Below are 23,624 nucleotides of genomic sequence, written 5' to 3'. Positions count from 1 at the left end.
TTTTGCACCGGCCCCGGCGGGCCGGTTGCGCTTGCGTGCGGACTCTTACTTAATGCAAGCCCGCGATGTAATCGGCTACAGCCTTGATCTCGCTGTCCGACAAACGCGATGCGACGGCATGCATCGCCTCGTTGTTGTTACGTGCGCCGGAACCCTGCGTGAACGCGGACAACTGCGCCACCGTGTAGTCCGACCATTGCCCCGACAGGCGCGGATACTGCGAGGGAATGCCCTGGCCCGTTGGCCCGTGACAGCTTGCGCATGCCGGCACGCCCTTCTCGGCCACCCCACCACGGTAAATTTTCTGACCGAGCGCCACGGTGTCCTTGCTATGCGCATAACCTGGCTTGGGAGCCTGCGCCGCGAAATAGGCCGCCACGTTGACCATGTCCTGGTCGGAGAGCGCCGCGGCCATGCCCGCCATGATCGCATTGTTGCGCGCGGGCTGCTTGGCGCCCGCCTGCGTCTTGAAATCCTTGAGTTGCTTGACGAGATACTCGGGATGCTGGCCCGACAACTTCGGGTATGCGCCGCCGGCACTGTTGCCGTCCGCGCCGTGGCACGACGCGCAAACCTGCATTGCGATTGCCTGCCCCCGATTGACGTCCGGCTTTGCCGGCTCTGCTGCTCGTGCCTGAATTGCCAAACCTGAAAGACCTGCCGCTACCTGAAGCACCATCAGAGCCTTGCACAGTCGATTCATTCGCACACCCTGTCTCGTCTTGTGGGATTTTTTAGAGAGCCCCCAAACCCGGCGCCTCGCGCCAGGCCCCCCGAAGGGGGCAAGAAAACTTGGGACGGCCCAGCGTTTTCCTGAAGGTTTTGCAAAATACGACAGCGACTGAGTGACCACCAGGAGCCGCCAAGGCACGCGGGGCGGCCCCCTCGGGTTTTCAGTAAACCATCGTATTGTACAATAACTCGCTAATCGCTAAGACGCCAGTCGGGCTTGACCCGTCCCCGCTCCGGGTTCCCCGGCGTCTCGAATCCTGGCCTGATCATGTCCTTCCTGCTCCACCAATCCCGCTTTTTCACGACCGTCAATCACTTGCGTGACCTGCCGGCCACCGCACAGCCCGAGATCGCCTTTGCGGGACGTTCGAACGCCGGCAAGTCCACGGCGATCAATATCCTGTGCAATCAGAAGCGGCTCGCGTTCGCCAGCAAGACGCCGGGGCGCACGCAGCACATCAATTATTTTTCGGTGGGCAAGGCGGACGAGCCGACCGCGCATCTGGTGGACCTGCCGGGCTATGGCTACGCGGAAGTGCCCGGCGCGGCCAAGGCCCATTGGGAAGCGCTACTGTCGACCTACCTGCAATCGCGCTCGCAACTGCGCGGCATGATTCTGATGATGGACTCGCGTCGTCCGTTGACGGATCTGGATCGGCAGATGATCGAGTGGTTCGCGCCGACGGGCAAGCCGATCCATACGCTGCTTACAAAATGCGACAAATTGACGCGACAGGAAAGCATCAACGCATTGCGCGCGACGCAGAAAGGCTTGGCTGAATATCGCGCCGCCGGCTACCAAGGCGAGTTGACCGCGCAATTGTTCTCGGCGCTCAAACGAATCGGCATCGACGAGGCGCACGAGTTGATCGAAGGCTGGCTGATCCCCAAAGCCACGGGCGAAGCGGACGCCGCGCAGTAAGCGCTGGGGCTTCCGTCAGGCACGCAAAAGCGCCGTTTCGGCCGCCCATAAAAAAACCCGCCGCTTTAACGGCGGGTCAAACAGCCTAATCGAAAAAACGACAGGCACCCGCTCAGGGAGGAGAAGCGGGGAGGTCAGCGCAAGGCGCCTTGCTCGATCGGTATGATATACCATTGTCTCGAAAAGTTTCGGGAGCAGACGCAGACGTACTTGTCCACTCTCCACATCCATCATCTTCGATTCGATATGAGCTTCTACCCGCACTACCGTCCGCGCCGCATGCGCCGTGACGACTTCTCGCGCCGTCTGATGCGGGAAAACATCCTCACCACGAATGATCTGATCTATCCGGTGTTCGTCGTCGAAGGCACGAATGTACGGCAAGCCGTAGGGTCGATGCCGGGCGTCGAGCGCGTGTCGGTCGATCTGCTGATGGGCGTGGCCGAGCAATGCGTTGAGCTGGGCGTGCCCGTACTGTCGCTGTTTCCGGCAATCGAGCCGTCCCTGAAAACGCCTGATGGCCGCGAAGCAGCCAATCCGGCCGGCCTCATTCCGCGCGCCGTTCGCGAACTCAAAAAGAGTTTCCCCGAGCTGGGCGTGCTGACCGACGTCGCGCTCGACCCGTATACGAGCCACGGCCAGGACGGCGTGCTCGATGAAGCCGGTTACGTGATGAACGACGAAACTGTCGAGATTCTCATCGAGCAGGCCCGTGCGCAGGCTGAAGCAGGCGTCGATATCGTCGCGCCCTCGGACATGATGGACGGCCGCATCGGCGCGATTCGCGAAATGCTCGAGAGCGAGGAGTTTGTCCACACACGCATCATGGCTTATGCGGCCAAATTTGCGTCGGCGTTTTACGGGCCGTTCCGCGATGCCGTCGGTTCCGCGACGAATCTGGGCAAGAGCAACAAGATGACCTACCAGATGGACCCGGCCAACTCGAATGAAGCGCTGCGTGAAGTGCAAGCGGACATCAACGAAGGCGCCGATATGGTGATGGTCAAGCCTGGCATGCCGTATCTGGACATCGTGCGTCGCGTGAAGGACGAATTCCAGTTCCCCACTTACGTTTATCAGGTGAGCGGCGAATACGCGATGTTGAAGGCGGCCGCGCAGAACGGCTGGCTCGATCACGACAAGGCGATGATGGAATCGCTGCTGGCGTTCAAGCGGGCCGGCGCTGATGGCGTGCTGACGTATTTCGCGCTGGATGCCGCGCGAATTTTGCGCTCGCAGAAATGATTTGACGGCTTTCGTTAGCGGGCGACGACGCTGCTGCGCTGACGAGGGGTGAAAAAGGAGGCGGACTTTTTAGTCCCGCCTCCTTTTTTTTCGCATACTTTGCGCGTATCGAAAACCTGTGTGAGGCTACACACCGGGCGGGGTTGCGCGATCAAGGCTGCGTAAAAACTTGTCCGCTGATTCGTAACCGACGACGCGCAGTACTTCCTTACCGCCCTTGTCGAAGAAAATGATGCCTGGCGGCCCGAAAAGGCCGAATCGCTTGAGCAGCGCCTGATCGTCGGCGTTATTCGCCGTGACGTCGGCGCGCAGCAGGGTCAGTTGCTTAAGCTTCGCCCGGACGCGCGGGTCACTGAAAGTGAATTTCTCCATCTCCTTGCAGCTCACACACCAGTCCGCGTAAAAATCGAGCATGGCGGGCTGCACAGCCGTTTTGATGGCCAGATCGAGTTCGCTCGACGAACGCACCGGGGCGAACGTGAGATCGCTTTGCGCCCGCGTATCCAGCGCGTTGGACGTATTGGCCAAACCCGCCTCGCCGCCGCGCGCCGCCAGCACCGCAAGCGGCTTCAGCGGATCGGACGAGCCTGCGGCAAGGCCAACCAGCAGTGCCACCGCCCAGACCGCAAACGCAGCGCCAAGCCCTCGGCTCAGCCGGCGCCATATTGAGGAGCCAACGGCCGGGGCCGAGAACAGACCGAGCGATGCTGCGGCGACGAGCAGCCAGAGCGCGCTCAACAGCATCGTCGCGGCCGCGCCGAGCACCGGCCAGACGATCCACAGCGCTGCGGCAAGCAGCACGACGCCGAAGAACACCTTGACCCCGTCCATCCATGAGCCTGCGCGCGGCAGCAACGTGCCGGCACCGAGACCGATGATCAGAAGCGGCACGCCAAGGCCGAGCCCCATCGAGAATAGCGCCGCGCCGCCAAGCACCGCATCGCCGGTGTGCGCAATGAACGCCAGCACGGCGAAGAGCGGCGCGGTCATGCAGGCGCCGACCACCAGCGCGGACAGCGCACCCATCAAGGCTACCGCCGCGAATTTTCCGCCAGAGCGCCCCGCCGACGCCTGCGAAACGCCTTCTTGCCAACGGCGCGGCAAGGCGATGTCGAATCCTGCGATCAGCGTCAGCGCGAAAAGCGTCAGCAGTATTCCGAACGCGCCCAGCACCCAAGGGTTCTGCAGCCACGCGCCGAGGCTTTGCCCCACCAGCGCGGCCGCGATGCCGAGCGCCGTATATACGAGCGCCATGCCGATCACGTAAGCCAGCGACAACGCAAACCCGCGCGCACGCGTCACTCGCGCCCCTTCACCGATGATGATCGCCGACAGAATCGGAATCATCGGATACGAGCACGGCAGCAGGCTTAGTACGGCGCCGGCCACGAAAAAAAGCCCGACGATCGCGAAGAAACCACCACCTTGCAACAGCGACCGCGCATAGTCGGCGCTGGTAGCCCGCTCATACCACGACGCACCGGCGGCCGGGGTGGGTTGCGTCGAAGCGCCTGCCGCCGCGTTGCCGGCCGGTTGCAGCGCCTCGCCGCTGACACGGTACACCCGGTCCATCGGCGGATAGCAGATGCCGGCGTCGGCGCAGCCCTGCGACGTCACCACCAGATCGAATTGTCCCGCCGCCTGCTTCACAGGAATGCGGATCGTCAGCTCGTTGCGATACGTTTCGACGTCTTTGTTGAAAGTCTGATCGAACTTGATGTGGCCGGCCGGTAACTGCGGCTCGCCGATAATTGCGGCGCCGTTGCGAGGCGCGAACGCAAAGCGCTCACGGTACATGTAGTAGCCGTCCGCGATCTTGTACGTGACGATGACTTCGCCGGGTTTTTCGCTGGCGCTGAATTTGAAGGCGACCGCGGGGTCGAGGAAATCGTCCGCAGCGCGGGCAACGCTGCCGAACGACCCGGCGAAGAGGCAGCCGAACAGGAAAAAGGCTATGCGCAGCACATAAAGCGCGCGGCGGTCGAGACCGTTAAACATGGAGAGGACGTTGGGTTTCGGCAGTGATCCACTGGCCGTAGACGGATGATGCCGTCGCTTGCCACGAAAGGATTTCCGGCGTGTCGTAGGGGTGGTTCGCCTGAATGTATTGTTCGAGTTCTGGCGCCCGCGCGGCGCTTGTCTTGAACAGCAACTGGATTTCCTGCGCCGTTTCGATCGCGCCCTGCCAGTGGTAGCTGGACTGAACAACGCCCAGTTGAGAGACGCACGCGCATAGCCGCGCAGCTAACGCGTCCGTCGCCAGCTTCTGGGCAACGTCCGCGTCGGGTACCGTCGTCAGAATCAAGGTCACATTCACGTTCACAGAGGGCTCCGGCCGGGCACGATCAGCTGTCAGTATCGTATCACCTAGCTTCGCGCGACCGCGGAGATGCCTGCGGCGAGCTTGCGGCATTTGGCCGCCAAGGATTTGTGCCACGTGGGCTTTCTTCCCGCCAACAAAAAAGCCAGGCGTGCTGCCTGGCTTTTTCTTCGGGTGCTAAAAAGCTTACTCAGCTTCCTGCACTTCAGTTTCTTCGACTTCCGGACGGTCGAGCAATTCGACCAGTGCCATCGGTGCGTTGTCGCCAACGCGGAAACCGAACTTCAGCACGCGCAGGTAGCCGCCCGGACGGGTGGCGTAACGCGGGCCAAGCACTTCGAACAGCTTCGTGACCGAGTCACGATCGCGCAGGCGGTTGAACGCCAGACGACGATTTGCCAGTGACGGCTTCTTGCCGAGCGTGATCAGCGGCTCGACGACCTTACGGAGTTCTTTCGCCTTCGGCAGCGTGGTCTTGATGACTTCGTGCTCAATCAGCGAGTTGGACATGTTACGGAGCATTGCCAGACGGTGGCTGCTCGTGCGGTTCAGTTTCCGCAGACCATGACGGTGACGCATGTTAATTCCTTTGATTCAGAGTTTTGTTCCAGCTCTTCTATCACGCTCGGCTCCTCGGTTTCCCCTGAGGCGGCGAGTGCACGGGCCGGTAGTGAAAAAAGACAAGACGCGGATTTTAAAGGAAAATCCGCGTCTTTGCCAGTGCAGCGGCGGGTTCAGGTCCCGGGATTACTTGTCCAGACCAGCCGGCGGCCAGTTCTCGAGTTTCATGCCGAGCGTCAAACCACGCGACGCCAATACTTCCTTGATTTCGTTCAGCGACTTGCGGCCCAGGTTCGGCGTCTTGAGCAGCTCGTTTTCAGTGCGCTGGATCAAGTCGCCGATGTAGTAGATGTTCTCGGCCTTCAGGCAGTTCGCGGAACGAACCGTCAGTTCGAGATCATCAACCGGACGCAGCAGGATCGGGTCGATCTGCGGCGCGCGCGACGGTGCTTCTGCCGTAGCTTCGGTACCTTCCAGTGCGGCGAATACCGACAGTTGGTCGACCAGAATACGCGCCGATTGACGGATTGCTTCTTCCGGCGAGATCACACCGTTGGTCTCGATGTTCATCACGAGCTTGTCGAGGTCGGTACGTTGTTCGACACGCGCGCTTTCAACGGCGTAGCTCACGCGGCGAACGGGCGAGAACGACGCGTCCAGCACGATGCGGCCGATGATCTTGGCCGATTCTTCGCCGTAACGACGCACATTGCCCGGCACGTAGCCGCGGCCTTTTTCAACCTTGATCTGCACGTCGAGCTTGCCGCCCTTCGACAGGTGCGCAATCACATGATCCGGGTTGATCACTTCGCAATCGTGCGCAAGTTCAATGTCGCCCGCGGTGACAACGCCTTCACCTTCCTTGCGCAGCGTAACCGTCACTTCGTCACGGTTATGCAGCTTGAAGACCACACCCTTCAGGTTCAACAACAGGTTGACCACATCCTCTTGCACACCGTCGAGCGTCGAATACTCATGTACGACGCCTGCGATCGTCACTTCGGTCGGCGCGTAGCCGATCATCGACGACAGCAATACGCGCCGAAGCGCGTTACCCAAGGTGTGGCCGTAACCGCGTTCAAACGGTTCCATGACCACTTTCGCGTGGCTTTCGCCAAGCGATTCAACTGCGATGATCTTGGGCTTCAACAAACTGGTTTGCATAGGTTTTCCTTTTCAATACCCTCGGCTCGTTACACCGATAAGGCTGACCGGTAACAACCTGAAAATAAACAGCCGAGACGCCCCCTTGCGCAACGCAATCGGGGTGCCCCGGCCGTTAATCCGATTACCGCGAATACAATTCGACGATCAGGCTTTCGTTGATATCGCCAGCGATGTCGCTGCGTTCCGGCTTCTGCTTGAACGTGCCTTCGAACTTCTTCGAATCAACAGCGACCCAGCTCGGCAGACCGCCTTGCTCAGCGAGCGACAGCGCTTCGAGAATACGGGCTTGCTTCTTCTTCTGTTCGCGCACCGCTACAACATCGCCTGCCTTCACTTGCATCGACGGAATGTTCGACACGACGCCGTTCACCGTGATCGCCTTGTGGCTCACGAGCTGACGCGCTTCAGCGCGCGTCGAGCCGAAACCCATGCGATACACGACGTTGTCGAGACGCGATTCAAGCAATTGCAGCAGGTTTTCGCCCGTGTTGCCCTTCAGGCGGTCTGCTTCGGCGAAGTAACGACGGAATTGACGCTCGAGGACACCGTAGATGCGCTTCACTTTTTGCTTTTCGCGCAGTTGCGTGCCGTAGTCGGACGTACGTGCACCCGAGGTGCGGCCATGTTGGCCAGGCTTGCTGTCAAGCTTGCACTTGTCAGCGAGTGAACGACGGGCGCTCTTCAGGAAAAGGTCAGTGCCTTCACGGCGGGAGAGCTTGGCCTTAGGGCCGATATAACGTGCCACGTTGATTCCTTCTATGATTGATCACGTGAATGCATGCACTCACGCTAGTCCGAGCCCTTTGGGTCGAACGGTGGGCTTAGTCAATTTAATAGCGCAAGCGGCCTGTGGTCGCCGGCTTACAAGCGCGGCGGCGACAGGCGCTAGCGAAAACAGCGTCTTAGATACGACGACGCTTCGGCGGACGGCAGCCGTTGTGCGGGACCGGGGTCACGTCGGAGATCGCTGTGATCTTGATGCCAAGACCATGCAATGCGCGCACCGCCGACTCACGGCCAGGACCGGGGCCCTTGATCCGCACTTCGAGGTTCTTCACGCCGTATTCCATCGCCACGCGGCCAGCCGATTCGGCCGCCACCTGAGCTGCAAACGGGGTCGATTTACGCGAACCCTTGAAGCCCTGACCACCCGACGTTGCCCAAGCAAGTGCATTGCCTTGACGATCGGTGATCGTGATGATGGTGTTGTTGAACGACGCGTGAACGTGAACCACGCCCTCGGCGACGTTCTTCTTGACCTTCTTGCGAACGCGTTGCGCCGCGGAGTTGTTCGAAGCCTTAGCCATTACGTTTTCCTGTAACTGTCAGTTCCGCTTACTTCTTCAGCGATTGCGCTGCACGACGCGGACCCTTGCGCGTACGGGCATTCGTACGCGTACGTTGGCCGCGCAGGGGCAAGCCCTTACGATGCCGCACGCCACGGTAGCAGCCGAGATCCATCAGGCGCTTGATGTTCATCGTCGTTTCACGGCGCAGATCGCCTTCAACGATGAACTTGCCGACTTCTTCACGCAGCTTTTCGAGGTCTGCGTCGTTCAGGTCTTTGACCTTCTTCGAAAATGCCACACCAGCAGCGACGCAAATGTCGCGCGAGCGCGTGCGGCCGATACCGTAAATTGCCGTCAGGCCGATTTCGGTATGCTGGTGATTCGGGATGTTAACCCCTGCGATACGAGCCATTGTTTTTCCTCAAACAAAAAGCGCAAGCAAAAGCGCGGCGTTCAGCCTTGACGCTGTTTGTGGCGCGGATCAGAGCTGCAAATCACGCGCACAACGCCTTTGCGCTTGATGATCTTGCAATTGCGGCAAATGCGCTTAACCGATGCCATCACTTTCATGATATTACCCTTTTTTCAAATCACTTCGCCCGGAACACGATCCGCGCACGCGACAGATCGTAAGGCGTCAATTCAACCGTCACCTTGTCGCCCGGCAAGATTCGGATGTAGTGCATCCGCATCTTCCCGGATATGTGTCCCAATACGACATGGCCGTTTTCCAGCTTCACCCTAAAGGTAGCGTTAGGCAGGTTTTCGATGACTTCACCCTGCATCTGGATAACATCGTCTTTGGCCATAAGTCCTTTCAACGCATCGGGACGCCGCCGCCTTTGAAATTAGCTTTCTTCAGCAGCGATTCATACTGTTGCGACATAACGTACGACTGCACCTGCGCCATGAAGTCCATTGTGACGACGACAATGATCAGCAGCGACGTTCCACCAAAATAAAACGGCACGTTCCAGCGCAGCACCAGAAACTCGGGCAGCAGACAAACAAACACGATGTAGATCGCACCGGCCAGCGTCAGACGCGTGAGGATGCGGTCGATATATCGCGCCGTTTGATCGCCCGGGCGGATGCCTGGAACGAAAGCGCCACTCTTTTTCAGGTTGTCGGCCGTTTCCCTGCTGTTGAACACCAACGCTGTGTAGAAAAAACAGAAGAAAACGATCGCCAACGCGTACAACAACACGTACACGGGCTGGCCTGGCTTGAGGGCTTCGGCCACGTTGTGCAACGTGTCTGCGAACCAGCCGGTACGCGACCCCGAACTAAACCAGTTCAGGATGGTTGCCGGAAAGAGAATGATCGACGATGCAAAGATCGGCGGAATCACACCCGACATGTTCAGCTTCAGCGGCAGATGCGAAGACTGTCCGCCGTAAATCTTGTTACCGACCTGCCGCTTCGCGTAATTCACAAGAATCTTGCGCTGGCCGCGTTCGATAAACACCACCAGATACGTCACAGCAGCGATCAGCACGACGACGATGATCGCCGAAATGATGCTCATCGAGCCGGTTCGCACCAGTTCGAAAAGACCCCCGATTGCATTCGGGAAACCCGCCGCAATACCGCCAAAAATGATGATCGAGATACCGTTGCCAAGCCCACGCTCCGTGATCTGCTCACCGAGCCACATCAGGAACATCGTGCCGGTGACCAGCGTCACGACCGTCGTCAACCGAAATACCATCCCCGGATCGATCACTAAGGCCGGCTGATTTTCCAGTGCGACGGCAATGCCGAATGCCTGGAACGTCGCCAGCAGGACCGTGAAGATACGTGTGTACTGCGTGATCTTCCGCTGTCCCGCCTGCCCCTCTTTCTTCAGCGCCTCGAGCTGCGGCGAGACAATCGCCAGCAACTGCATGATGATCGATGCCGAAATATAAGGCATGATCCCCAACGCGAAAATCGTGAACCGCGAAAGTGCGCCACCCGAGAACATGTTGAACATGCCAAGGATGCCGCCCGACTGACTTTGGAACAACTTTGCCAGTTGGTCCGGGTCAATACCCGGCACCGGAACGTGCGCGCCGATACGGTAGACGATCAGCGCCAGCAGCAGAAACACTGCTCGCCGACGCAGATCGCCAAACTTCGCCGCGCCGCGACCGGGTTTTGCGAGACTCGGGCTGTTAGCCAAGTACCTTCTCCGATGCAAATGCTAGTGACGGCAAATAACTTGCGCGTTACTCGGCAAAAGAGCCACCGACTGCTTCAATAGCAGCGCGCGCACCCTTCGTCGCACCCAGGCCCTTCACAACGACCTTGCGCTTCAGTTCGCCCGTCGCAATGATCTTGGCGCTCGTGATGAGTTCGCCGAGCAGACCGGCTTGCTTCAGAGCCAACAGATCGATTTCGTCGACCGGCAGCTTTTCCAGATCCGAGAGACGCACTTCACCGACGAATTCCTTCGTCAGCGAGGTGAAGCCCCGCTTCGGCAGGCGACGTTGCAGCGGCATTTGACCGCCTTCGAAGCCAACCTTGTGAAAGCCGCCCGAACGCGACTTCTGGCCCTTGTGACCACGGCCGGCAGTCTTGCCCAGACCAGAGCCGATACCGCGACCGACGCGACGCTTAGCGTGCTTCGAGCCTTCAGCCGGCTTCAGGTTATTCAATTCCATTATCAACTCCTTGAGTCCTGGTCAGCCGCTTAGCTGATGACCTTAACGAGGTACGAAACCTTGTTGATCATGCCGCGCACAGCCGGCGTGTCCTGCAACTCGCTGATCGAGTTGAGTCGGCGCAGGCCCAAGCCACGCACCGTAGCACGGTGCGTTTCACGGGTGCCGATCAGGCTCTTGACGAGCTGGACCTTGACAGTTTTATCAGACATGGTGTCCACCTTAGCCCAGAATATCTTCGACGGACTTGCCGCGCTTCGCCGCGATGTCGCCCGGCGTGGACTGCTTGCGCAGACCGTCGAGCGTTGCGCGAACGAGGTTGTACGGGTTCGTCGAACCGTGGCTCTTGGCCACAACGTTCTGCACGCCCATCACGTCGAACACTGCGCGCATCGGACCACCGGCGATCACACCGGTACCGTCCTTCGCCGGAGCGAGGAGGACCATCGATGCGCCGTGCTTACCGTGCACTTCGTGCTGCAGGGTACCGTTCTTCAGCGGCACCTTGAACATGTTGCGGCGAGCTTGTTCCATCGCCTTCTGAACAGCGACCGGCACTTCCTTCGCCTTGCCCTTGCCCATACCGACGCGGCCATCACCGTCGCCAACCACGGTCAGCGCGGCGAAACCGAGAATCCGGCCACCCTTCACGACCTTGGTCACGCGGTTGACCGAAATCATCTTTTCACGAAGGCCGTCGTCGCGTTCGTCAGCCTGAACTTTCGCTTGCATCTTTGCCATGACGAATTCTTCCCTTAGAACTTGAGTCCGGCTTCGCGCGCCGCATCAGCCAGCGCTTTCACGCGGCCGTGGTAACGGAAACCCGAACGGTCGAAGGCGACGGATTCGATGCCGGCAGCCTTAGCCTTTTCTGCGATGCGCTTCCCGATCAGAGTCGCAGCAGCAACGTTGCCGCCTTTGCCCGTCTGATCAGCCAGTTGCGCACGCACTTCGGCTTCGAGCGTCGACGCGCTGGCGAGCACCTTGGTGCCGCACGGCGAGAACACTTGCGCATAGATGTGCGTGTTCGTGCGATGCACGGCGAGACGCGCGACCTGCAGCTCAGCGATCTTGATACGCGTCTGACGAGCGCGGCGCAGGCGAGATTGAGTCTTATCCATGATTGCGCACCCTTACTTCTTCTTCGTTTCTTTGAGGATCACAACCTCATTGGCGTAACGCACACCCTTGCCCTTGTAGGGCTCCGGCGGGCGATAGCCGCGCACTTCTGCAGCGACCTGGCCAACTTGTTGCTTATTGATCCCCTTGATCACGATTTCGGTTTGCGACGGGGTTTCAGCCTTGACGCCTTCCGGCATCTGGTGCACCACGGGGTGCGAGAAACCCAGCGACAGGTTCAACTTGTCGCCTTGCGCTTGTGCGCGGTAACCAACGCCAACCAGCGTCAGCTTGCGCTCGAAACCCTTCGTCACGCCGTTCACCATGTTCGCAATCAATGCGCGCATCGTGCCCGACATCGCATTCGCTTCGCGGCTCTCGTCCACCGGCTCGATCTTCAGCGTGCCATTGTCGTTCACCACTTTCACGAGGCGGTTTGCTGCCTGCGTAATCGTACCCAATGGGCCCTTGACGGTAATGCGATCGTCGCTCAGGGCCACCTCTGCGCCTTCCAGCGCGATCGGGCTTTTACCTACTCGAGACATGTTTCTCTCCTTTCGGCCTTAAGCGACGTAGCAGATGACTTCGCCGCCAACGCCCGTTGCACGCGCCTTGCGGTCCGTCATCACGCCCTTCGGCGTCGACACTATTGCCACGCCGAGGCCATTCATGACCACGGGGATGTCGTTACGGCCGCGGTACACACGCAGACCGGGCTTCGAGACGCGTTCAATGCGCTCGATGACCGGACGGCCGGCGTAGTACTTCAACACGATGTTCAATTCAGACTTCGCACCTTCGGACTTCACTGCGAAATCATCGATATAACCTTCGTCCTTCAGGACCTGCGCAATGGCAACCTTGACTTTCGACGAGGGCATTGTCACCGAAACTTTCTCAACCATCTGCGCGTTGCGGATGCGAGTCAGCATATCGGCGATAGGATCACTCATGCTCATTTATGTTTCTCCTATTACCAGCTCGCCTTGGTCAGGCCAGGGATCTCGCCGCGGAACGCGATTTCGCGAATCTTGTTGCGCGCCAGCCCGAATTTACGGAACGTGCCGCGCGGGCGACCAGTAATTGCGCAACGGTTGCGCTTACGGGTCGGATTAGAGTTGCGCGGCAGTTGTTGCAGTTCCAGACGTGCTGCGTAGTGCTCTTCGTCCGACTTGCTCATATCGCCAATGATCGCCTTCAACTCCGCACGCTTGGGAGCGTACTTAGCAGCGAGGCGAGCACGCTTCTTTTCACGTTCGATCAGTGCCAGTTTAGCCACGGTAACCTCAGTTTCTGAACGGGAACTTGAAGCTGGCGAGCAGAGCCTTTGCTTCGTCGTCGGTCTTCGCAGTCGTCGTGATGCTGATGTTCAGCCCACGGAGTGCGTCGATCTTGTCGTAGTCGATTTCGGGGAAAATGATCTGCTCTTTCACACCGATGTTGTAGTTGCCGCGACCGTCGAATGCACGACCCGACACGCCACGGAAGTCGCGCACACGGGGGAGCGCAACCGTCACGAAACGGTCCAGAAATTCGTACATTGCCTGACCACGCAACGTGACCATTGCACCGATCGGATAGCCTTGACGGATCTTGAAGCCAGCGATTGCCTTGCGTGCCTTCGTAATCACCGGCTTCTGGCCTGCGATCTTCGTCAGGTCGCCAACGGCGTTTTCGATGATCTTCTTGTCAGCAACCGCTTCGCCAAGACCCATGTTGAGGGTGATCTTGGTGATGCGCGGCACTTCCATCACGGACTTGTAACCGAACTTCTCGATGAGGCCGGGTACAACCTTTTCTTTGTAAAACTCTTGCAAACGAGCCATTTTTTTACTCCGCAGCGTCAGGCGCTCAGCTCGACACCGGTCGTCTTAAGGAAACGGACTTTCTTGTCTCCCTCGACCTTGATGCCTACACGCGATGCCTTGCCATTCGCGTCGACCAATGCGACGTTCGAAATTTGCAGCGGCATCGTCTTGGCTTCCACACCGCCCGTCGTACCCTTCATCGGGTTCGGCTTGACGTGTTTCTTGACGAGGTTGATGCCCTCGACAATCACTTTGCCTTCGCCAACGGACAGCACAATGCCGCGCTTGCCCTTATCTTTGCCGGTGGTGACGATAACTTCGTCACCCTTGCGAATCTTGTTCATCGCGACTCCTTACAGCACTTCAGGTGCCAACGAAACGATCTTCATGAATCGTTCGCTGCGCAACTCGCGCGTGACAGGCCCGAAAATACGGGTGCCAATAGGTTCGAGCTTGGCATTCAACAACACTGCGGCGTTGCCGTCGAACTTGATCAGCGAACCGTCCTGACGGCGCACGCCCTTGGCGGTGCGAACCACCACGGCGTTATAAATTTCGCCTTTCTTCACGCGCCCGCGCGGCGTTGCTTCTTTGACGGTCACCTTGATGATGTCGCCAATGCTGGCATAACGACGCTTCGAGCCGCCGAGCACCTTGATGCACATGACTTCACGCGCACCCGTGTTGTCGGCCACTTCAAGCCGAGTTTCGGTCTGGATCATGGTTTATCTTTCCCAACTTAATCCGGCCACACCACCATGGCGTACCCGGTCAGTCTTGGTCCCGTCAGCCAATCGGCTGCTTGGGTTAGAACAGCAGCGACGGCAAACGAAACCCGCCATCGCAATCCGGTGAATCCTTCGGAACAGGCTGGCGCCCGACCCGCTTCCCCCACCAACTTCGCCCGCGACGGGGCTCCCATAAAAGAGGGAAGACCAAGATTATATCAAATAATCTTGGTCTTGCAAGCGAAACCTACTGCGATTTCAATTACTTCTACAACTTTGCGGCGTCAGATGACGCGAGCAGCCTCGACCAAGCGAGCCACAACCCAAGCTTTCGTCTTCGAAATCGGACGCGTTTCCTGGATTTCAACGAGATCGCCCTCGTTGTACGTGTTCGCATCGTCGTGCGCGTGGTATTTCTTCGAACGCACAACATACTTGCCGTAGATCGGATGCTTCACGCGGTGCTCAACCAGCACGGTGACCGTCTTGTCCATCTTGTTGCTGACGACCTTGCCGACCAGCGTCCGCTTGAGCGAGGTTTTTACGCTATCGTTCATTTCTGGTTCGCCTTCTCAGTCAGGACGGTCCGCACACGTGCGATGTCGCGACGAACTTTCTTCAGCTGGCTCGTATTCGTGAGCTGCTGGGTCGCGAGTTGCATGCGCAGGCCGAATTGCGCCTTCAACAGGTCCGACAGCTCCTTGTTGAGCGCGGCCTGATCTTTCTGGTGAAGTTCGGAAGCCTTCATCATTTGCTCCTTAGGCGCCGAGCTGACGCACGATAAACGTCGTCTTAAGCGGCAGCTTAGCTGCAGCCAGACGGAACGCTTCGCGTGCCAGCTCTTCGGTTACGCCGTCCATTTCGTACAGCATCTTGCCCGGTTGAATCTCTGCGACGTAGTACTCAGGGTTACCTTTACCGTTACCCATCCGTACTTCAGCCGGCTTGTGCGAGATCGGCTTGTCCGGGAAAATGCGGATCCAGATGCGGCCACCACGCTTGATGTGGCGCGTCATTGCACGACGTGCCGCTTCAATCTGGCGCGCGGTCAAGCGACCACGACCGATAGCCTTCAGGCCGAATTCACCGAACGACACCGCGTTGCCACGGGTAGCGATACCGGTGTTACGACCCTTCTGCTCTTTGCGATACTTTCTGCGTTTCGGTTGCAGCATCGTTATTCTCCAGTCTTCCCGTCGCCACCAGCGCGACGAGGAGCGCCACGGCGTGCACCTGCCGGGCCACCACCTTCACCATCACGACGCGGACGACGATCGCCACCCGGACGTGCGTTGCGGCGCGGACGCTTTTCTTCGGCGACTTCTTCGACCACCGGCGCATCGTTACGGCCGAGCGTGTCGCCCTTGTAGACCCACACCTTCACGCCGATGATGCCGTACGTCGTCTTCGCTTCCGAAGTTGCGTAGTCGATATCGGCACGCAGCGTATGAAGCGGCACCCGACCTTCGCGATACCATTCCGTACGAGCGATTTCGATACCGTTCAGGCGGCCAGCGCTCATGATCTTGATGCCTTGGGCGCCCAGACGCATCGCGTTTTGCATTGCACGCTTCATCGCGCGGCGGAACATAATGCGCCGCTCGAGCTGTTGCGTGATCGAATCCGCGATCAATTGCGCATCGGTTTCCGGCTTACGGATTTCTTCGATGTTGACGTGGACCGGAACGCCCATGCGGCGTTGCAGTTCCGACTTCAGCAGCTCGATATCCTCGCCCTTCTTACCGATGACCACACCCGGACGCGAGCTATAAATCGTGATGCGCGCGTTTTTCGCCGGACGCTCGATAACGACGCGCCCCACCGAAGCATTCTTCAGCTTCTTTTTCAGGTATTCACGAACACCGATGTCTTCCTGCAACATCGCCGCGAAATTGTTGTTGTTCGCGTACCAACGCGACGCCCAATTGCGGCTGACGGCCAAACGGAAGCCAGTCGGATGAATTTTCTGTCCCATCGTATGACCCCTTAATTCCCGACCGTCACAGTGATGTGACAGGATTGCTTCTCAATGCGGTTACCGCGGCCCTTAGCGCGCGCGGTAAAACGCTTGAGCGATGCAGCCTTGTCGATGTAGATGCTCGTGATCTTGAGCTCATCGATATCGGCGCCTTCGTTATGCTCCGCATTCGCGATCGCCGACAGCACGACCTTTTTCACGATTCCCGCAGCCTTCTTCGGCGAGAACGTCAGAACGTTCAGCGCCTTGTCGACCGGCAAACCGCGGATCTGGTCAGCCACAAGGCGCGTTTTCTGCGCCGAGATGCGGGCACCGCGATGAATTGCTTTCACTTCCATCTTGAGCCCCTTATTTCTTGGCCTTCTTGTCGGCTGCATGACCCTTAAACGTACGGGTCAATGCGAACTCGCCAAGCTTGTGGCCGACCATGTTTTCCGAGATGTACACCGGAACGTGTTGACGGCCGTTATGAACGGCGATCGTCAGACCGATGAAATCCGGAAGGATCGTCGAGCGGCGCGACCAGGTTTTGATCGGCTTCTTATCCCGCGAAGCTGCTGCCGCCTCAACTTTCTTCAGCAAATGGGCGTCGCAGAACGGACCTTTTTTTACAGAACGTGCCATTGCTTACTCCTTAGCGCTTGTGACGGCGCTGGACGATCATGCTCGTCGTGCGCTTGTTGCTGCGGGTGCGATAACCCTTAGCAGGCGTGCCCCATGGGCTCACCGGATCGCGACCTGCAGCCGTCTTGCCTTCACCACCACCGTGCGGGTGATCGACCGGGTTCATTGCAACGCCACGCACCGTCGGGCGGATACCGCGCCAGCGGTTCGCGCCAGCCTTACCGATTTGACGGAGGCTGTGCTCTTCGTTGCCAACTTCACCAATCGTCGCGCGGCATTCAACGTGAACGCGGCGGATTTCACCCGAACGCAGGCGGACCTGTGCGTAGATGCCTTCACGAGCCAGCAACATCGCTGACGTACCGGCCGAACGCGCCATTTGCGCGCCTTTGCCAGGTAGCATTTCGATGCAGTGGATCGTCGTGCCGACCGGAATGTTGCGGATCGGCAGCGTATTGCCTGCGCGAATCGGCGCTTCCGAACCCGACATCAGTTGCTGGCCTACCGTCACACCCTTCGGAGCGATGATGTACTTACGCTCGCCGTCTGCGTACAGAACCAGCGCAATGTTTGCGCTGCGGTTCGGATCGTACTCAAGACGTTCGACCTTCGCCGCAATGCCGTCCTTGTTGCGACGGAAATCGACGACGCGATAGTGATGCTTGTGACCACCACCCTTGTGACGCGTAGTGATGTGGCCGTTGTTGTTGCGGCCGGCAGTCGACGACTGCGAATCGAGCAGCGGTGCGAACGGCTTGCCCTTATGCAGATCCTTGTTGACCACCTTGACCATCGCGCGGCGACCCGGCGAAGTCGGCTTAACTTTAACGATTGCCATGATTACTTGGCCTCCGCTTCAAAGTTGATTTCCTGGCCGGGCTTCAGGCAGACGTAGGCCTTCTTCACGTCCTTGCGCTTACCCATGAAGCGGCCAAAGCGCTTGGCCTTGCCCTTCGAGACCAGCACATTGACGGAATTGACTTCCACCTTGAACAGCAGCTCGACTGCAGCTTTCACTTCCTGCTTCGTGGCATCGGGCGCGACTTCGAACACGACTTGTTCGTTCTTGTCGGCCACCAGCGTCGCCTTTTCGGAGATCACCGGCGCGAGCAGGACCTGCATCAAACGATGATCGTTTTTGCGAATCTCGCTCATGACAGCAACTCCTCGATCTGGGCGACCGCAGCCTTCGTGATCAGGATCTTCTTGAAGTAGATCAGCGACAGCGGGTCGGCGTAACGCGGCTCGACAACCGCCACATGGGCGAGATTGCGCGACGCGAGGTACAGGTTTTCATCAACCGTGTCGGTAATCACCAGCACGGAGTCGAGCCCCATCGCCTTGAATTTTTCGGCCAGCAGCTTCGTCTTCGGCGCTTCGAGCGTCAGCTCGTCGACCACCGAGATGCGGCCTTCGCGGGCCAGCTGCGAGAAGATCGAGCAGAGACCCGCACGATGCATCTTCTTGTTGACCTTGTGCGAAAAGTTTTCTTCCGGCGAATTCGGGAAGATCCGGCCACCGCCGCGCCACAACGGGCTCGACGACATACCAGCACGAGCGCGGCCCGTACCCTTCTGGCGCCAAGGCTTCTTGGTCGTGTGCTTGACCTGCTCACGATCCTTTTGCGCGCGATTGCCGCTACGGGCATTCGCCTGGTAAGCAACCACGACCTGGTGAATCAGGGCTTCGTTGTAATCGCGGCCGAACACGACGTCCGACGCGCTAACGCCCGCACCTTCCTGACCGTTGGCATTCAGGAGCTTAAGTTCCATTATTTCGCTCCTTTCACGGCACGCGTCTTCACGGCCGGCGTAACGAATACCTTGCCACCCTTCGCACCTGGAACGGCGCCCTTAACCAGCAACAGCTTGCGGTCGGCGTCGATCCGAGCGATTTCCAGGTTTTGCACCGTTACAGTGTCGTCACCCATGTGACCGGTCATGCGCTTGCCGGGGAAAACACGACCCGGATCCTGCGCCATACCGATCGAACCCGGCACGTTGTGCGAGCGCGAGTTACCGTGCGATGCACGGCCGGATGCGAAGTTGTAACGCTTGATGGTACCGGCGTAGCCCTTACCGATCGACACGCCTTGCACGTCGACTTTCTGGCCCACTTCGAACAGATCGGGACCGACCACGGCACCGTTCGACAACTCGGCAGCCTTAGCGGCATCGATCTGGAATTCTTTGAGGATTTCACCGGCTTGAACACCGGCTTTGGCGAGATGACCGGCCAACGGCTTCGTCACACGCGATGCACGGCGCGTACCGAATGCGACCTGCACGGCCGTGTAGCCGTCGGTTTCAACAGTCTTGATCTGCGTCACGCGGTTGTCGGACACGTCCAGCACGGTAACGGGAATCGAATCCCCTTCAGCCGTGAAGATACGGGTCATGCCAACCTTGCGACCTACGAGTCCAAGGCTCATCGTTTTCTCCATTCCCGACTGCGATTGGTCGGGGCTAATTTACAAAATGCCGGCGCCGTTTCGGGCATGAATTCATGCTGCAGCACGCCGACTTTTTTGCGCAAATGCGCGAAAAGCCTTGCATTATAGCGAGGCCTTTCGTTTTTCGCAAGCAATCAATGACTTAGCGTTGCCCGTGACCCCAGGCAAGCACCGAGAGCCTTATTGCAGCTTGATTTCCACGTCCACGCCAGCCGGCAGATCCAGCTTCATCAGCGCATCAACGGTCTTGTCCGTCGGATCGACGATGTCCATCAGGCGTTGGTGGGTGCGAATTTCGAGCTGATCGCGCGACGTCTTATTGACGTGCGGCGAACGCAGGATGTCGAAACGTTGAATGCGGGTCGGCAGGGGCACCGGACCACGAACGATTGCGCCAGTCCGCTTTGCCGTATCGACGATTTCAGCTGCCGATTGATCGATAAGGCGATAGTCGAAAGCCTTCAGGCGAATGCGGATTTTCTGGTTCTGCATGACAATTCCTCGGTAAAGAGCGAGGCGGCGTTGCGCCGCCAGACAGTAAAAGAACGTAGAGCCGGGCACCCGCTGAGGGCCGGCGCCCGGCTCCGGGCACCACTTGCTACAAATTCAAGCCGCGATTTTACTCGAGAATCTTGGCAACGACACCTGCGCCGACGGTACGGCCGCCTTCGCGGATCGCGAAGCGCAGACCTTCTTCCATCGCGATCGGATTGATCAGCTTCACCGTGATCGACACGTTGTCGCCCGGCATGACCATTTCCTTGTCCTTCGGCAACTCGATCGAGCCCGTCACGTCCGTCGTACGGAAGTAGAACTGCGGACGATAGTTGTTGAAGAACGGCGTGTGGCGGCCGCCCTCGTCCTTGCTCAGCACGTACACCTCGGCCGTGAAGTGCGTGTGCGGATTGATCGAGCCCGGCTTCGCCAGCACCTGACCACGCTCCACGTCTTCACGCTTCGTGCCGCGCAGCAGGATACCCACGTTGTCGCCTGCCTGACCCTGGTCAAGCAGCTTGCGGAACATTTCCACGCCCGTGCAGGTCGTCTTCACCGTCGGCTTGATACCGACGATCTCGATTTCCTCGCCGACCTTCACCACGCCGCGCTCGACGCGACCCGTCACCACCGTGCCACGACCCGAGATCGAGAACACGTCTTCCACCGGCATCAGGAAGGCGCCGTCAACTGCACGCTCCGGCGTCGGGATGTACGTGTCCAGCGCGTCGGCCAGGTTCATGATCGCCACTTCGCCCAGCTCGCCCTTGTCGCCTTCCAGCGCCAGCTTGGCCGAACCCTTGATGATCGGCGTGTCGTCGCCCGGGAAGTCGTACTTCGACAGAAGTTCGCGAACTTCCATCTCGACCAGCTCCAGCAGCTCGGCGTCGTCCACCATGTCGCACTTGTTCAGGAACACGATGATGTACGGAACACCCACCTGGCGCGCCAGCAGGATGTGCTCGCGCGTTTGCGGCATCGGGCCGTCAGCGGCCGAGCACACCAGGATCGCGCCGTCCATCTGCGCTGCGCCCGTGATCATGTTCTTCACATAGTCAGCGTGGCCCGGGCAGTCGACGTGGGCGTAGTGGCGGTTAGCCGTTTCGTACTCGACGTGCGCCGTGTTGATCGTGATGCCGCGCGCCTTTTCTTCCGGCGCCGCGTCGATCTGGTCATACGCCTTCGCTTCACCGCCGAACTTCTGCGTCAGAACCGTCGTGATCGCTGCCGTCAGCGTGGTCTTGCCGTGGTCAACGTGACCGATCGTGCCGACGTTCACGTGCGGCTTGGTCCGTTCGAATTTACCTTTAGCCATGTTTCTCTTCTTTCAAAAAGTTAATCGTTGAATGACTTGCCGCGCGATTACTTCGACTTCGCGTTGATGATCGCTTCGGACACGTTACGCGGTGCTTCAGCGTAATGCTTGAACTCCATCGTATACGTTGCACGACCTTGAGTCAGCGAGCGCAGCGACGTCGAGTAGCCGAACATTTCCGACAGCGGCACTTCGGCGCGAACGATCTTGCCGCCGCCAACCATGTCGTCCATGCCCTGAACGATGCCGCGACGACCCGACAGATCGCCCATCACGTTGCCCATGTAATCTTCAGGCGTTTCAACTTCCACAGCCATCATCGGTTCGAGAATGACCGGCTGCGCCTTGCGCATTGCTTCCTTGAACGCCATCGAACCGGCCATGCGGAACGCGTTTTCGTTCGAGTCAACATCGTGGTACGAACCGAACGTCAGGTGAACCTTCACGTCAACGACCGGGAAACCTGCCAGCACGCCGGACTTCAGCGTTTCCTGGATACCCTTGTCGACTGCCGGAATATATTCACGCGGAATCACGCCGCCCTTGATTTCGTCCAGGAACTCATAGCCCTTGCCTTGCTCATTCGGCTCGAGCGTGATGACAGCGTGGCCGTACTGGCCGCGACCGCCCGACTGCTTGACGAACTTACCGTCGACGTCTTCCGCCTTGCCGCGAATCGTTTCACGGTAAGCCACTTGCGGCTTGCCCACCGTTGCTTCGACACCGAACTCACGCTTCATCCGGTCGACCAGAATTTCCAGGTGAAGCTCGCCCATGCCGGAAATGATGGTTTGACCCGATTCCTCGTCCGTTTGAACGCGGAAAGACGGATCTTCCTGTGCCAGACGGTTTAACGCCAGACCCATCTTTTCCTGGTCGGGCTTCGTCTTCGGCTCAACAGCTTGCGAAATCACCGGCTCAGGGAAAATCATGCGTTCGAGCACGATCGGGCTCTGCGGATCGCACAGCGTGTCACCGGTCGTTGCGTCCTTCAGGCCGACGGCTGCAGCGATGTCCCCTGCACGGACTTCCTTGATTTCTTCGCGCTGATTTGCGTGCATCTGCAAAATACGGCCCAGACGTTCCTTCTTGTCTTTGGTCGCGTTCAGCACGGTGTCGCCCGAATTCACAACGCCCGAATACACACGGAAGAAGATCAGTTGGCCGACAAACGGGTCGGTCATGATCTTGAATGCCAATGCCGAGAATTTTTCATCGTCGGCTGCCCGGCGCTCACCCTTCTCACCGTTTTCCAGCTCGCCGGTAACCGGCGGGATGTCGATTGGTGACGGCAGGAAATCGAGCACGGCGTCCAGCATGCGTTGCACGCCCTTGTTCTTGAACGCGGTGCCGCAAAGCATCGGCTGGATTTCGCAAGCGATCGTACGGTCGCGCAGACCCTTGATGATTTCCGCTTCGGTCAGTTCGCCCGACTCGAGGTACTTGTTCATCAGGTCTTCGCTCGATTCAGCCGCGGCTTCGACCATCTTTTCACGCCATTCATTGCACGTGTCGACGAGTGCTGCCGGGATCTCTTCGTACGAGAACTTGGTGCCTTGGGATGCTTCGTCCCAAATGATCGCCTTCATCTTCAGCAGATCGACCACGCCCGTGAAGTTCTCTTCGGCGCCGATAGGCACAACGACCGGCACCGGATTCGCCTTCAGGCGCAGCTTGAGCTGGTCATAGACCTTGAAGAAGTTCGCGCCGGTACGATCCATCTTGTTGATGAACGCGAGACGGGGAACCTTGTACTTGTTAGCCTGACGCCACACGGTTTCCGACTGGGGCTGCACGCCGCCCACTGCGCAGTACACCATGCATGCGCCATCGAGCACGCGCATCGAGCGCTCGACTTCAATCGTGAAGTCGACGTGTCCCGGCGTGTCGATGATGTTAATGCGGTGCTCAGCGCGGTCGCCGGCCATGCCTTTCCAGAACGCCGTGGTGGCAGCGGACGTGATCGTGATGCCGCGTTCCTGCTCCTGCTCCATCCAGTCCATGGTGGCAGCGCCGTCGTGCACTTCACCAATCTTGTGGTTCACGCCGGTGTAGAACAGGATGCGCTCGGTCGTCGTCGTTTTGCCGGCGTCGATGTGAGCGCTAATACCGATGTTACGGTAGCGCTCGATAGGTGTCTTGCGAGCCACTTTGATCCTCTATGGGGATGACGCGATGCGAGAAAATACCCATCGCGCTGTAACACAAACGGGCGAGGCGCTTT

General features: G+C 58.9%; 36 protein-coding genes. 2 read left to right on the top strand and 34 right to left on the bottom strand.

Annotated features, from left to right (window positions below; all coding sequences use genetic code 11):
* Positions 1 to 49: 49 nt before the first annotated feature.
* Complete coding sequence (locus tag ACTJLC_RS16715) at positions 50 to 703, bottom strand: c-type cytochrome (protein ID WP_073431848.1); 654 nt, start codon at positions 701 to 703, stop codon at positions 50 to 52.
* Positions 704 to 1,000: 297 nt separating this feature from the next.
* Here ACTJLC_RS16715 and yihA point away from each other — a divergent pair, with 297 nt between their 5' ends.
* Together yihA and hemB are read left to right on the top strand one after the other, a co-directional pair.
* Positions 1,001 to 1,654, top strand: a complete 654-nt coding sequence (yihA, locus tag ACTJLC_RS16710; RefSeq protein ID WP_073431849.1) for a ribosome biogenesis GTP-binding protein YihA/YsxC — start codon at positions 1,001 to 1,003, stop codon at positions 1,652 to 1,654.
* A 246-nt stretch (positions 1,655 to 1,900) separates the two neighbouring features.
* Positions 1,901 to 2,899 (top strand): porphobilinogen synthase, encoded by a 999-nt coding sequence (hemB, locus tag ACTJLC_RS16705; protein ID WP_114163228.1) that lies wholly within the window; start codon positions 1,901 to 1,903, stop codon positions 2,897 to 2,899.
* 126 nt (positions 2,900 to 3,025) lie between these two features.
* Here the strand turns inward: hemB and dsbD are convergent, their stop codons facing one another.
* From dsbD to fusA, 33 genes are all read right to left on the bottom strand, one after another.
* The gene (gene dsbD, locus ACTJLC_RS16700; protein WP_440844599.1) at positions 3,026 to 4,897 is read right to left on the bottom strand and encodes a protein-disulfide reductase DsbD; all 1,872 of its coding nucleotides are present in this window, start codon (positions 4,895 to 4,897) and stop codon (positions 3,026 to 3,028) included.
* Complete coding sequence (gene cutA, locus ACTJLC_RS16695) at positions 4,890 to 5,222, bottom strand: divalent-cation tolerance protein CutA (protein WP_114163585.1); 333 nt, start codon at positions 5,220 to 5,222, stop codon at positions 4,890 to 4,892. Before cutA ends, dsbD begins: the two co-directional genes overlap by 8 nt.
* 183 nt (positions 5,223 to 5,405) lie before the next feature.
* The gene (gene rplQ, locus ACTJLC_RS16690; protein ID WP_008923330.1) at positions 5,406 to 5,798 is read right to left on the bottom strand and encodes a 50S ribosomal protein L17; all 393 of its coding nucleotides are present in this window, start codon (positions 5,796 to 5,798) and stop codon (positions 5,406 to 5,408) included.
* 168 nt (positions 5,799 to 5,966) lie between these two features.
* The gene (locus ACTJLC_RS16685; RefSeq protein WP_006052226.1) at positions 5,967 to 6,944 is read right to left on the bottom strand and encodes a DNA-directed RNA polymerase subunit alpha; all 978 of its coding nucleotides are present in this window, start codon (positions 6,942 to 6,944) and stop codon (positions 5,967 to 5,969) included.
* 124 nt (positions 6,945 to 7,068) lie between these two features.
* Positions 7,069 to 7,692, bottom strand: a complete 624-nt coding sequence (rpsD, locus tag ACTJLC_RS16680) for a 30S ribosomal protein S4 (protein ID WP_007180123.1) — start codon at positions 7,690 to 7,692, stop codon at positions 7,069 to 7,071.
* 157 nt (positions 7,693 to 7,849) lie between these two features.
* Entirely contained in the window at positions 7,850 to 8,254 is a 405-nt protein-coding gene (rpsK, locus tag ACTJLC_RS16675; RefSeq protein WP_006052224.1) for a 30S ribosomal protein S11, read from the bottom strand.
* 28 nt (positions 8,255 to 8,282) lie between these two features.
* Complete coding sequence (gene rpsM / locus ACTJLC_RS16670; RefSeq protein WP_006052223.1) at positions 8,283 to 8,648, bottom strand: 30S ribosomal protein S13; 366 nt, start codon at positions 8,646 to 8,648, stop codon at positions 8,283 to 8,285.
* A gap of 41 nt (positions 8,649 to 8,689) precedes the next feature.
* Positions 8,690 to 8,806 (bottom strand): 50S ribosomal protein L36, encoded by a 117-nt coding sequence (rpmJ, locus tag ACTJLC_RS16665; RefSeq protein WP_004199844.1) that lies wholly within the window; start codon positions 8,804 to 8,806, stop codon positions 8,690 to 8,692.
* 20 nt (positions 8,807 to 8,826) lie between these two features.
* Positions 8,827 to 9,045 carry a translation initiation factor IF-1 gene (infA, locus tag ACTJLC_RS16660; RefSeq protein WP_004521905.1) on the bottom strand — a complete coding sequence of 73 codons (219 nt, stop codon included), beginning with the start codon at positions 9,043 to 9,045 and terminating at the stop codon, positions 8,827 to 8,829.
* A gap of 8 nt (positions 9,046 to 9,053) precedes the next feature.
* Positions 9,054 to 10,400 carry a preprotein translocase subunit SecY gene (gene secY / locus ACTJLC_RS16655; protein ID WP_073431853.1) on the bottom strand — a complete coding sequence of 449 codons (1,347 nt, stop codon included), beginning with the start codon at positions 10,398 to 10,400 and terminating at the stop codon, positions 9,054 to 9,056.
* Between the two features lie 46 nt (positions 10,401 to 10,446).
* Positions 10,447 to 10,881: a 50S ribosomal protein L15 gene (gene rplO / locus ACTJLC_RS16650; RefSeq protein WP_073431854.1), complete on the bottom strand. Its 435-nt coding sequence runs from the start codon at positions 10,879 to 10,881 to the stop codon at positions 10,447 to 10,449.
* A gap of 29 nt (positions 10,882 to 10,910) precedes the next feature.
* Entirely contained in the window at positions 10,911 to 11,093 is a 183-nt protein-coding gene (rpmD, locus tag ACTJLC_RS16645) for a 50S ribosomal protein L30 (protein WP_073431862.1), read from the bottom strand.
* A gap of 10 nt (positions 11,094 to 11,103) precedes the next feature.
* Positions 11,104 to 11,622, bottom strand: coding sequence for a 30S ribosomal protein S5 (gene rpsE / locus ACTJLC_RS16640; protein ID WP_006052219.1), 519 nt, complete (start codon positions 11,620 to 11,622; stop codon positions 11,104 to 11,106).
* Positions 11,623 to 11,636: 14 nt separating this feature from the next.
* Complete coding sequence (gene rplR, locus ACTJLC_RS16635; RefSeq protein ID WP_006052218.1) at positions 11,637 to 12,002, bottom strand: 50S ribosomal protein L18; 366 nt, start codon at positions 12,000 to 12,002, stop codon at positions 11,637 to 11,639.
* A gap of 12 nt (positions 12,003 to 12,014) precedes the next feature.
* Positions 12,015 to 12,545, bottom strand: a complete 531-nt coding sequence (rplF, locus tag ACTJLC_RS16630; protein WP_073431855.1) for a 50S ribosomal protein L6 — start codon at positions 12,543 to 12,545, stop codon at positions 12,015 to 12,017.
* Between the two features lie 18 nt (positions 12,546 to 12,563).
* Entirely contained in the window at positions 12,564 to 12,959 is a 396-nt protein-coding gene (gene rpsH, locus ACTJLC_RS16625; RefSeq protein WP_006052216.1) for a 30S ribosomal protein S8, read from the bottom strand.
* Between the two features lie 14 nt (positions 12,960 to 12,973).
* On the bottom strand, positions 12,974 to 13,279 hold the full coding sequence (gene rpsN, locus ACTJLC_RS16620) for a 30S ribosomal protein S14 (protein ID WP_006052215.1): 306 nt from the start codon (positions 13,277 to 13,279) through the stop codon (positions 12,974 to 12,976).
* A 7-nt stretch (positions 13,280 to 13,286) separates the two neighbouring features.
* Complete coding sequence (gene rplE, locus ACTJLC_RS16615) at positions 13,287 to 13,826, bottom strand: 50S ribosomal protein L5 (RefSeq protein ID WP_006052214.1); 540 nt, start codon at positions 13,824 to 13,826, stop codon at positions 13,287 to 13,289.
* A 17-nt stretch (positions 13,827 to 13,843) separates the two neighbouring features.
* The gene (rplX, locus tag ACTJLC_RS16610; RefSeq protein ID WP_310133233.1) at positions 13,844 to 14,152 is read right to left on the bottom strand and encodes a 50S ribosomal protein L24; all 309 of its coding nucleotides are present in this window, start codon (positions 14,150 to 14,152) and stop codon (positions 13,844 to 13,846) included.
* 9 nt (positions 14,153 to 14,161) lie between these two features.
* Positions 14,162 to 14,530 (bottom strand): 50S ribosomal protein L14, encoded by a 369-nt coding sequence (rplN, locus tag ACTJLC_RS16605; RefSeq protein WP_006052212.1) that lies wholly within the window; start codon positions 14,528 to 14,530, stop codon positions 14,162 to 14,164.
* A 290-nt stretch (positions 14,531 to 14,820) separates the two neighbouring features.
* Positions 14,821 to 15,093 carry a 30S ribosomal protein S17 gene (gene rpsQ, locus ACTJLC_RS16600; RefSeq protein ID WP_007180129.1) on the bottom strand — a complete coding sequence of 91 codons (273 nt, stop codon included), beginning with the start codon at positions 15,091 to 15,093 and terminating at the stop codon, positions 14,821 to 14,823.
* On the bottom strand, positions 15,090 to 15,284 hold the full coding sequence (gene rpmC, locus ACTJLC_RS16595; RefSeq protein ID WP_007180130.1) for a 50S ribosomal protein L29: 195 nt from the start codon (positions 15,282 to 15,284) through the stop codon (positions 15,090 to 15,092). Before rpmC ends, rpsQ begins: the two co-directional genes overlap by 4 nt.
* 10 nt (positions 15,285 to 15,294) lie before the next feature.
* Positions 15,295 to 15,711: a 50S ribosomal protein L16 gene (rplP, locus tag ACTJLC_RS16590; protein ID WP_007180131.1), complete on the bottom strand. Its 417-nt coding sequence runs from the start codon at positions 15,709 to 15,711 to the stop codon at positions 15,295 to 15,297.
* Positions 15,712 to 15,713: 2 nt separating this feature from the next.
* Positions 15,714 to 16,511, bottom strand: coding sequence for a 30S ribosomal protein S3 (rpsC, locus tag ACTJLC_RS16585; RefSeq protein ID WP_035554750.1), 798 nt, complete (start codon positions 16,509 to 16,511; stop codon positions 15,714 to 15,716).
* A gap of 11 nt (positions 16,512 to 16,522) precedes the next feature.
* Positions 16,523 to 16,852, bottom strand: coding sequence for a 50S ribosomal protein L22 (gene rplV, locus ACTJLC_RS16580; protein ID WP_011490054.1), 330 nt, complete (start codon positions 16,850 to 16,852; stop codon positions 16,523 to 16,525).
* A gap of 10 nt (positions 16,853 to 16,862) precedes the next feature.
* Complete coding sequence (rpsS, locus tag ACTJLC_RS16575) at positions 16,863 to 17,138, bottom strand: 30S ribosomal protein S19 (protein ID WP_004199273.1); 276 nt, start codon at positions 17,136 to 17,138, stop codon at positions 16,863 to 16,865.
* Positions 17,139 to 17,148: 10 nt separating this feature from the next.
* A complete protein-coding gene (gene rplB / locus ACTJLC_RS16570) occupies positions 17,149 to 17,976 on the bottom strand; it encodes a 50S ribosomal protein L2 (RefSeq protein WP_073431858.1) in 828 nt (275 codons plus the stop codon).
* A 2-nt stretch (positions 17,977 to 17,978) separates the two neighbouring features.
* On the bottom strand, positions 17,979 to 18,293 hold the full coding sequence (gene rplW / locus ACTJLC_RS16565) for a 50S ribosomal protein L23 (protein ID WP_007180135.1): 315 nt from the start codon (positions 18,291 to 18,293) through the stop codon (positions 17,979 to 17,981).
* Positions 18,290 to 18,910 (bottom strand): 50S ribosomal protein L4, encoded by a 621-nt coding sequence (gene rplD / locus ACTJLC_RS16560; protein WP_007180136.1) that lies wholly within the window; start codon positions 18,908 to 18,910, stop codon positions 18,290 to 18,292. Before rplD ends, rplW begins: the two co-directional genes overlap by 4 nt.
* Positions 18,910 to 19,569 carry a 50S ribosomal protein L3 gene (gene rplC / locus ACTJLC_RS16555; RefSeq protein ID WP_073431863.1) on the bottom strand — a complete coding sequence of 220 codons (660 nt, stop codon included), beginning with the start codon at positions 19,567 to 19,569 and terminating at the stop codon, positions 18,910 to 18,912. Before rplC ends, rplD begins: the two co-directional genes overlap by 1 nt.
* A gap of 201 nt (positions 19,570 to 19,770) precedes the next feature.
* Positions 19,771 to 20,082: a 30S ribosomal protein S10 gene (gene rpsJ / locus ACTJLC_RS16550; RefSeq protein ID WP_006998489.1), complete on the bottom strand. Its 312-nt coding sequence runs from the start codon at positions 20,080 to 20,082 to the stop codon at positions 19,771 to 19,773.
* Between the two features lie 127 nt (positions 20,083 to 20,209).
* Positions 20,210 to 21,400 (bottom strand): elongation factor Tu, encoded by a 1,191-nt coding sequence (tuf, locus tag ACTJLC_RS16545; protein WP_012434572.1) that lies wholly within the window; start codon positions 21,398 to 21,400, stop codon positions 20,210 to 20,212.
* A 47-nt stretch (positions 21,401 to 21,447) separates the two neighbouring features.
* The gene (gene fusA, locus ACTJLC_RS16540) at positions 21,448 to 23,550 is read right to left on the bottom strand and encodes an elongation factor G (protein WP_073432695.1); all 2,103 of its coding nucleotides are present in this window, start codon (positions 23,548 to 23,550) and stop codon (positions 21,448 to 21,450) included.
* Positions 23,551 to 23,624 lie beyond the last annotated feature (74 nt).

Origin of the sequence: Paraburkholderia sp. 22099, assembly GCF_052045835.1 — a bacterium.
Lineage (GTDB): Bacteria > Pseudomonadota > Gammaproteobacteria > Burkholderiales > Burkholderiaceae > Paraburkholderia > Paraburkholderia terricola.
The sequence above is the reverse complement of the archived record's forward strand: the minus strand, read 5'-3'. Positions and strand labels throughout refer to the sequence as shown.

Excerpts from the sequence above, each read along its gene's own strand:
- ACTJLC_RS16715 (WP_073431848.1), bottom strand. The coding sequence starts at position 703 with ATGAATCGACTGTGCAAGGCTCTGATGGTGCTTCAGGTAGCGGCAGGT.
- yihA (WP_073431849.1), top strand. The coding sequence starts at position 1,001 with ATGTCCTTCCTGCTCCACCAATCCCGCTTTTTCACGACCGTCAATCAC.
- hemB (WP_114163228.1), top strand. The coding sequence starts at position 1,901 with ATGAGCTTCTACCCGCACTACCGTCCGCGCCGCATGCGCCGTGACGAC.
- dsbD (WP_440844599.1), bottom strand. The coding sequence starts at position 4,897 with ATGTTTAACGGTCTCGACCGCCGCGCGCTTTATGTGCTGCGCATAGCC.
- rplQ (WP_008923330.1), bottom strand. The coding sequence starts at position 5,798 with ATGCGTCACCGTCATGGTCTGCGGAAACTGAACCGCACGAGCAGCCAC.
- ACTJLC_RS16685 (WP_006052226.1), bottom strand. The coding sequence starts at position 6,944 with ATGCAAACCAGTTTGTTGAAGCCCAAGATCATCGCAGTTGAATCGCTT.
- rpsK (WP_006052224.1), bottom strand. The coding sequence starts at position 8,254 with ATGGCTAAGGCTTCGAACAACTCCGCGGCGCAACGCGTTCGCAAGAAG.
- rpsM (WP_006052223.1), bottom strand. The coding sequence starts at position 8,648 with ATGGCTCGTATCGCAGGGGTTAACATCCCGAATCACCAGCATACCGAA.
- rpmJ (WP_004199844.1), bottom strand. The coding sequence starts at position 8,806 with ATGAAAGTGATGGCATCGGTTAAGCGCATTTGCCGCAATTGCAAGATC.
- infA (WP_004521905.1), bottom strand. The coding sequence starts at position 9,045 with ATGGCCAAAGACGATGTTATCCAGATGCAGGGTGAAGTCATCGAAAAC.
- rplO (WP_073431854.1), bottom strand. The coding sequence starts at position 10,881 with ATGGAATTGAATAACCTGAAGCCGGCTGAAGGCTCGAAGCACGCTAAG.
- rpmD (WP_073431862.1), bottom strand. The coding sequence starts at position 11,093 with ATGTCTGATAAAACTGTCAAGGTCCAGCTCGTCAAGAGCCTGATCGGC.
- rpsE (WP_006052219.1), bottom strand. The coding sequence starts at position 11,622 with ATGGCAAAGATGCAAGCGAAAGTTCAGGCTGACGAACGCGACGACGGC.
- rplR (WP_006052218.1), bottom strand. The coding sequence starts at position 12,002 with ATGGATAAGACTCAATCTCGCCTGCGCCGCGCTCGTCAGACGCGTATC.
- rplF (WP_073431855.1), bottom strand. The coding sequence starts at position 12,545 with ATGTCTCGAGTAGGTAAAAGCCCGATCGCGCTGGAAGGCGCAGAGGTG.
- rpsH (WP_006052216.1), bottom strand. The coding sequence starts at position 12,959 with ATGAGCATGAGTGATCCTATCGCCGATATGCTGACTCGCATCCGCAAC.
- rplE (WP_006052214.1), bottom strand. The coding sequence starts at position 13,826 with ATGGCTCGTTTGCAAGAGTTTTACAAAGAAAAGGTTGTACCCGGCCTC.
- rplX (WP_310133233.1), bottom strand. The coding sequence starts at position 14,152 with ATGAACAAGATTCGCAAGGGTGACGAAGTTATCGTCACCACCGGCAAA.
- rplN (WP_006052212.1), bottom strand. The coding sequence starts at position 14,530 with ATGATCCAGACCGAAACTCGGCTTGAAGTGGCCGACAACACGGGTGCG.
- rpsQ (WP_007180129.1), bottom strand. The coding sequence starts at position 15,093 with ATGAACGATAGCGTAAAAACCTCGCTCAAGCGGACGCTGGTCGGCAAG.
- rpmC (WP_007180130.1), bottom strand. The coding sequence starts at position 15,284 with ATGAAGGCTTCCGAACTTCACCAGAAAGATCAGGCCGCGCTCAACAAG.
- rplP (WP_007180131.1), bottom strand. The coding sequence starts at position 15,711 with ATGCTGCAACCGAAACGCAGAAAGTATCGCAAAGAGCAGAAGGGTCGT.
- rpsC (WP_035554750.1), bottom strand. The coding sequence starts at position 16,511 with ATGGGACAGAAAATTCATCCGACTGGCTTCCGTTTGGCCGTCAGCCGC.
- rplV (WP_011490054.1), bottom strand. The coding sequence starts at position 16,852 with ATGGAAGTGAAAGCAATTCATCGCGGTGCCCGCATCTCGGCGCAGAAA.
- rpsS (WP_004199273.1), bottom strand. The coding sequence starts at position 17,138 with ATGGCACGTTCTGTAAAAAAAGGTCCGTTCTGCGACGCCCATTTGCTG.
- rplB (WP_073431858.1), bottom strand. The coding sequence starts at position 17,976 with ATGGCAATCGTTAAAGTTAAGCCGACTTCGCCGGGTCGCCGCGCGATG.
- rplW (WP_007180135.1), bottom strand. The coding sequence starts at position 18,293 with ATGAGCGAGATTCGCAAAAACGATCATCGTTTGATGCAGGTCCTGCTC.
- rplD (WP_007180136.1), bottom strand. The coding sequence starts at position 18,910 with ATGGAACTTAAGCTCCTGAATGCCAACGGTCAGGAAGGTGCGGGCGTT.
- rplC (WP_073431863.1), bottom strand. The coding sequence starts at position 19,569 with ATGAGCCTTGGACTCGTAGGTCGCAAGGTTGGCATGACCCGTATCTTC.
- rpsJ (WP_006998489.1), bottom strand. The coding sequence starts at position 20,082 with ATGCAGAACCAGAAAATCCGCATTCGCCTGAAGGCTTTCGACTATCGC.
- tuf (WP_012434572.1), bottom strand. The coding sequence starts at position 21,400 with ATGGCTAAAGGTAAATTCGAACGGACCAAGCCGCACGTGAACGTCGGC.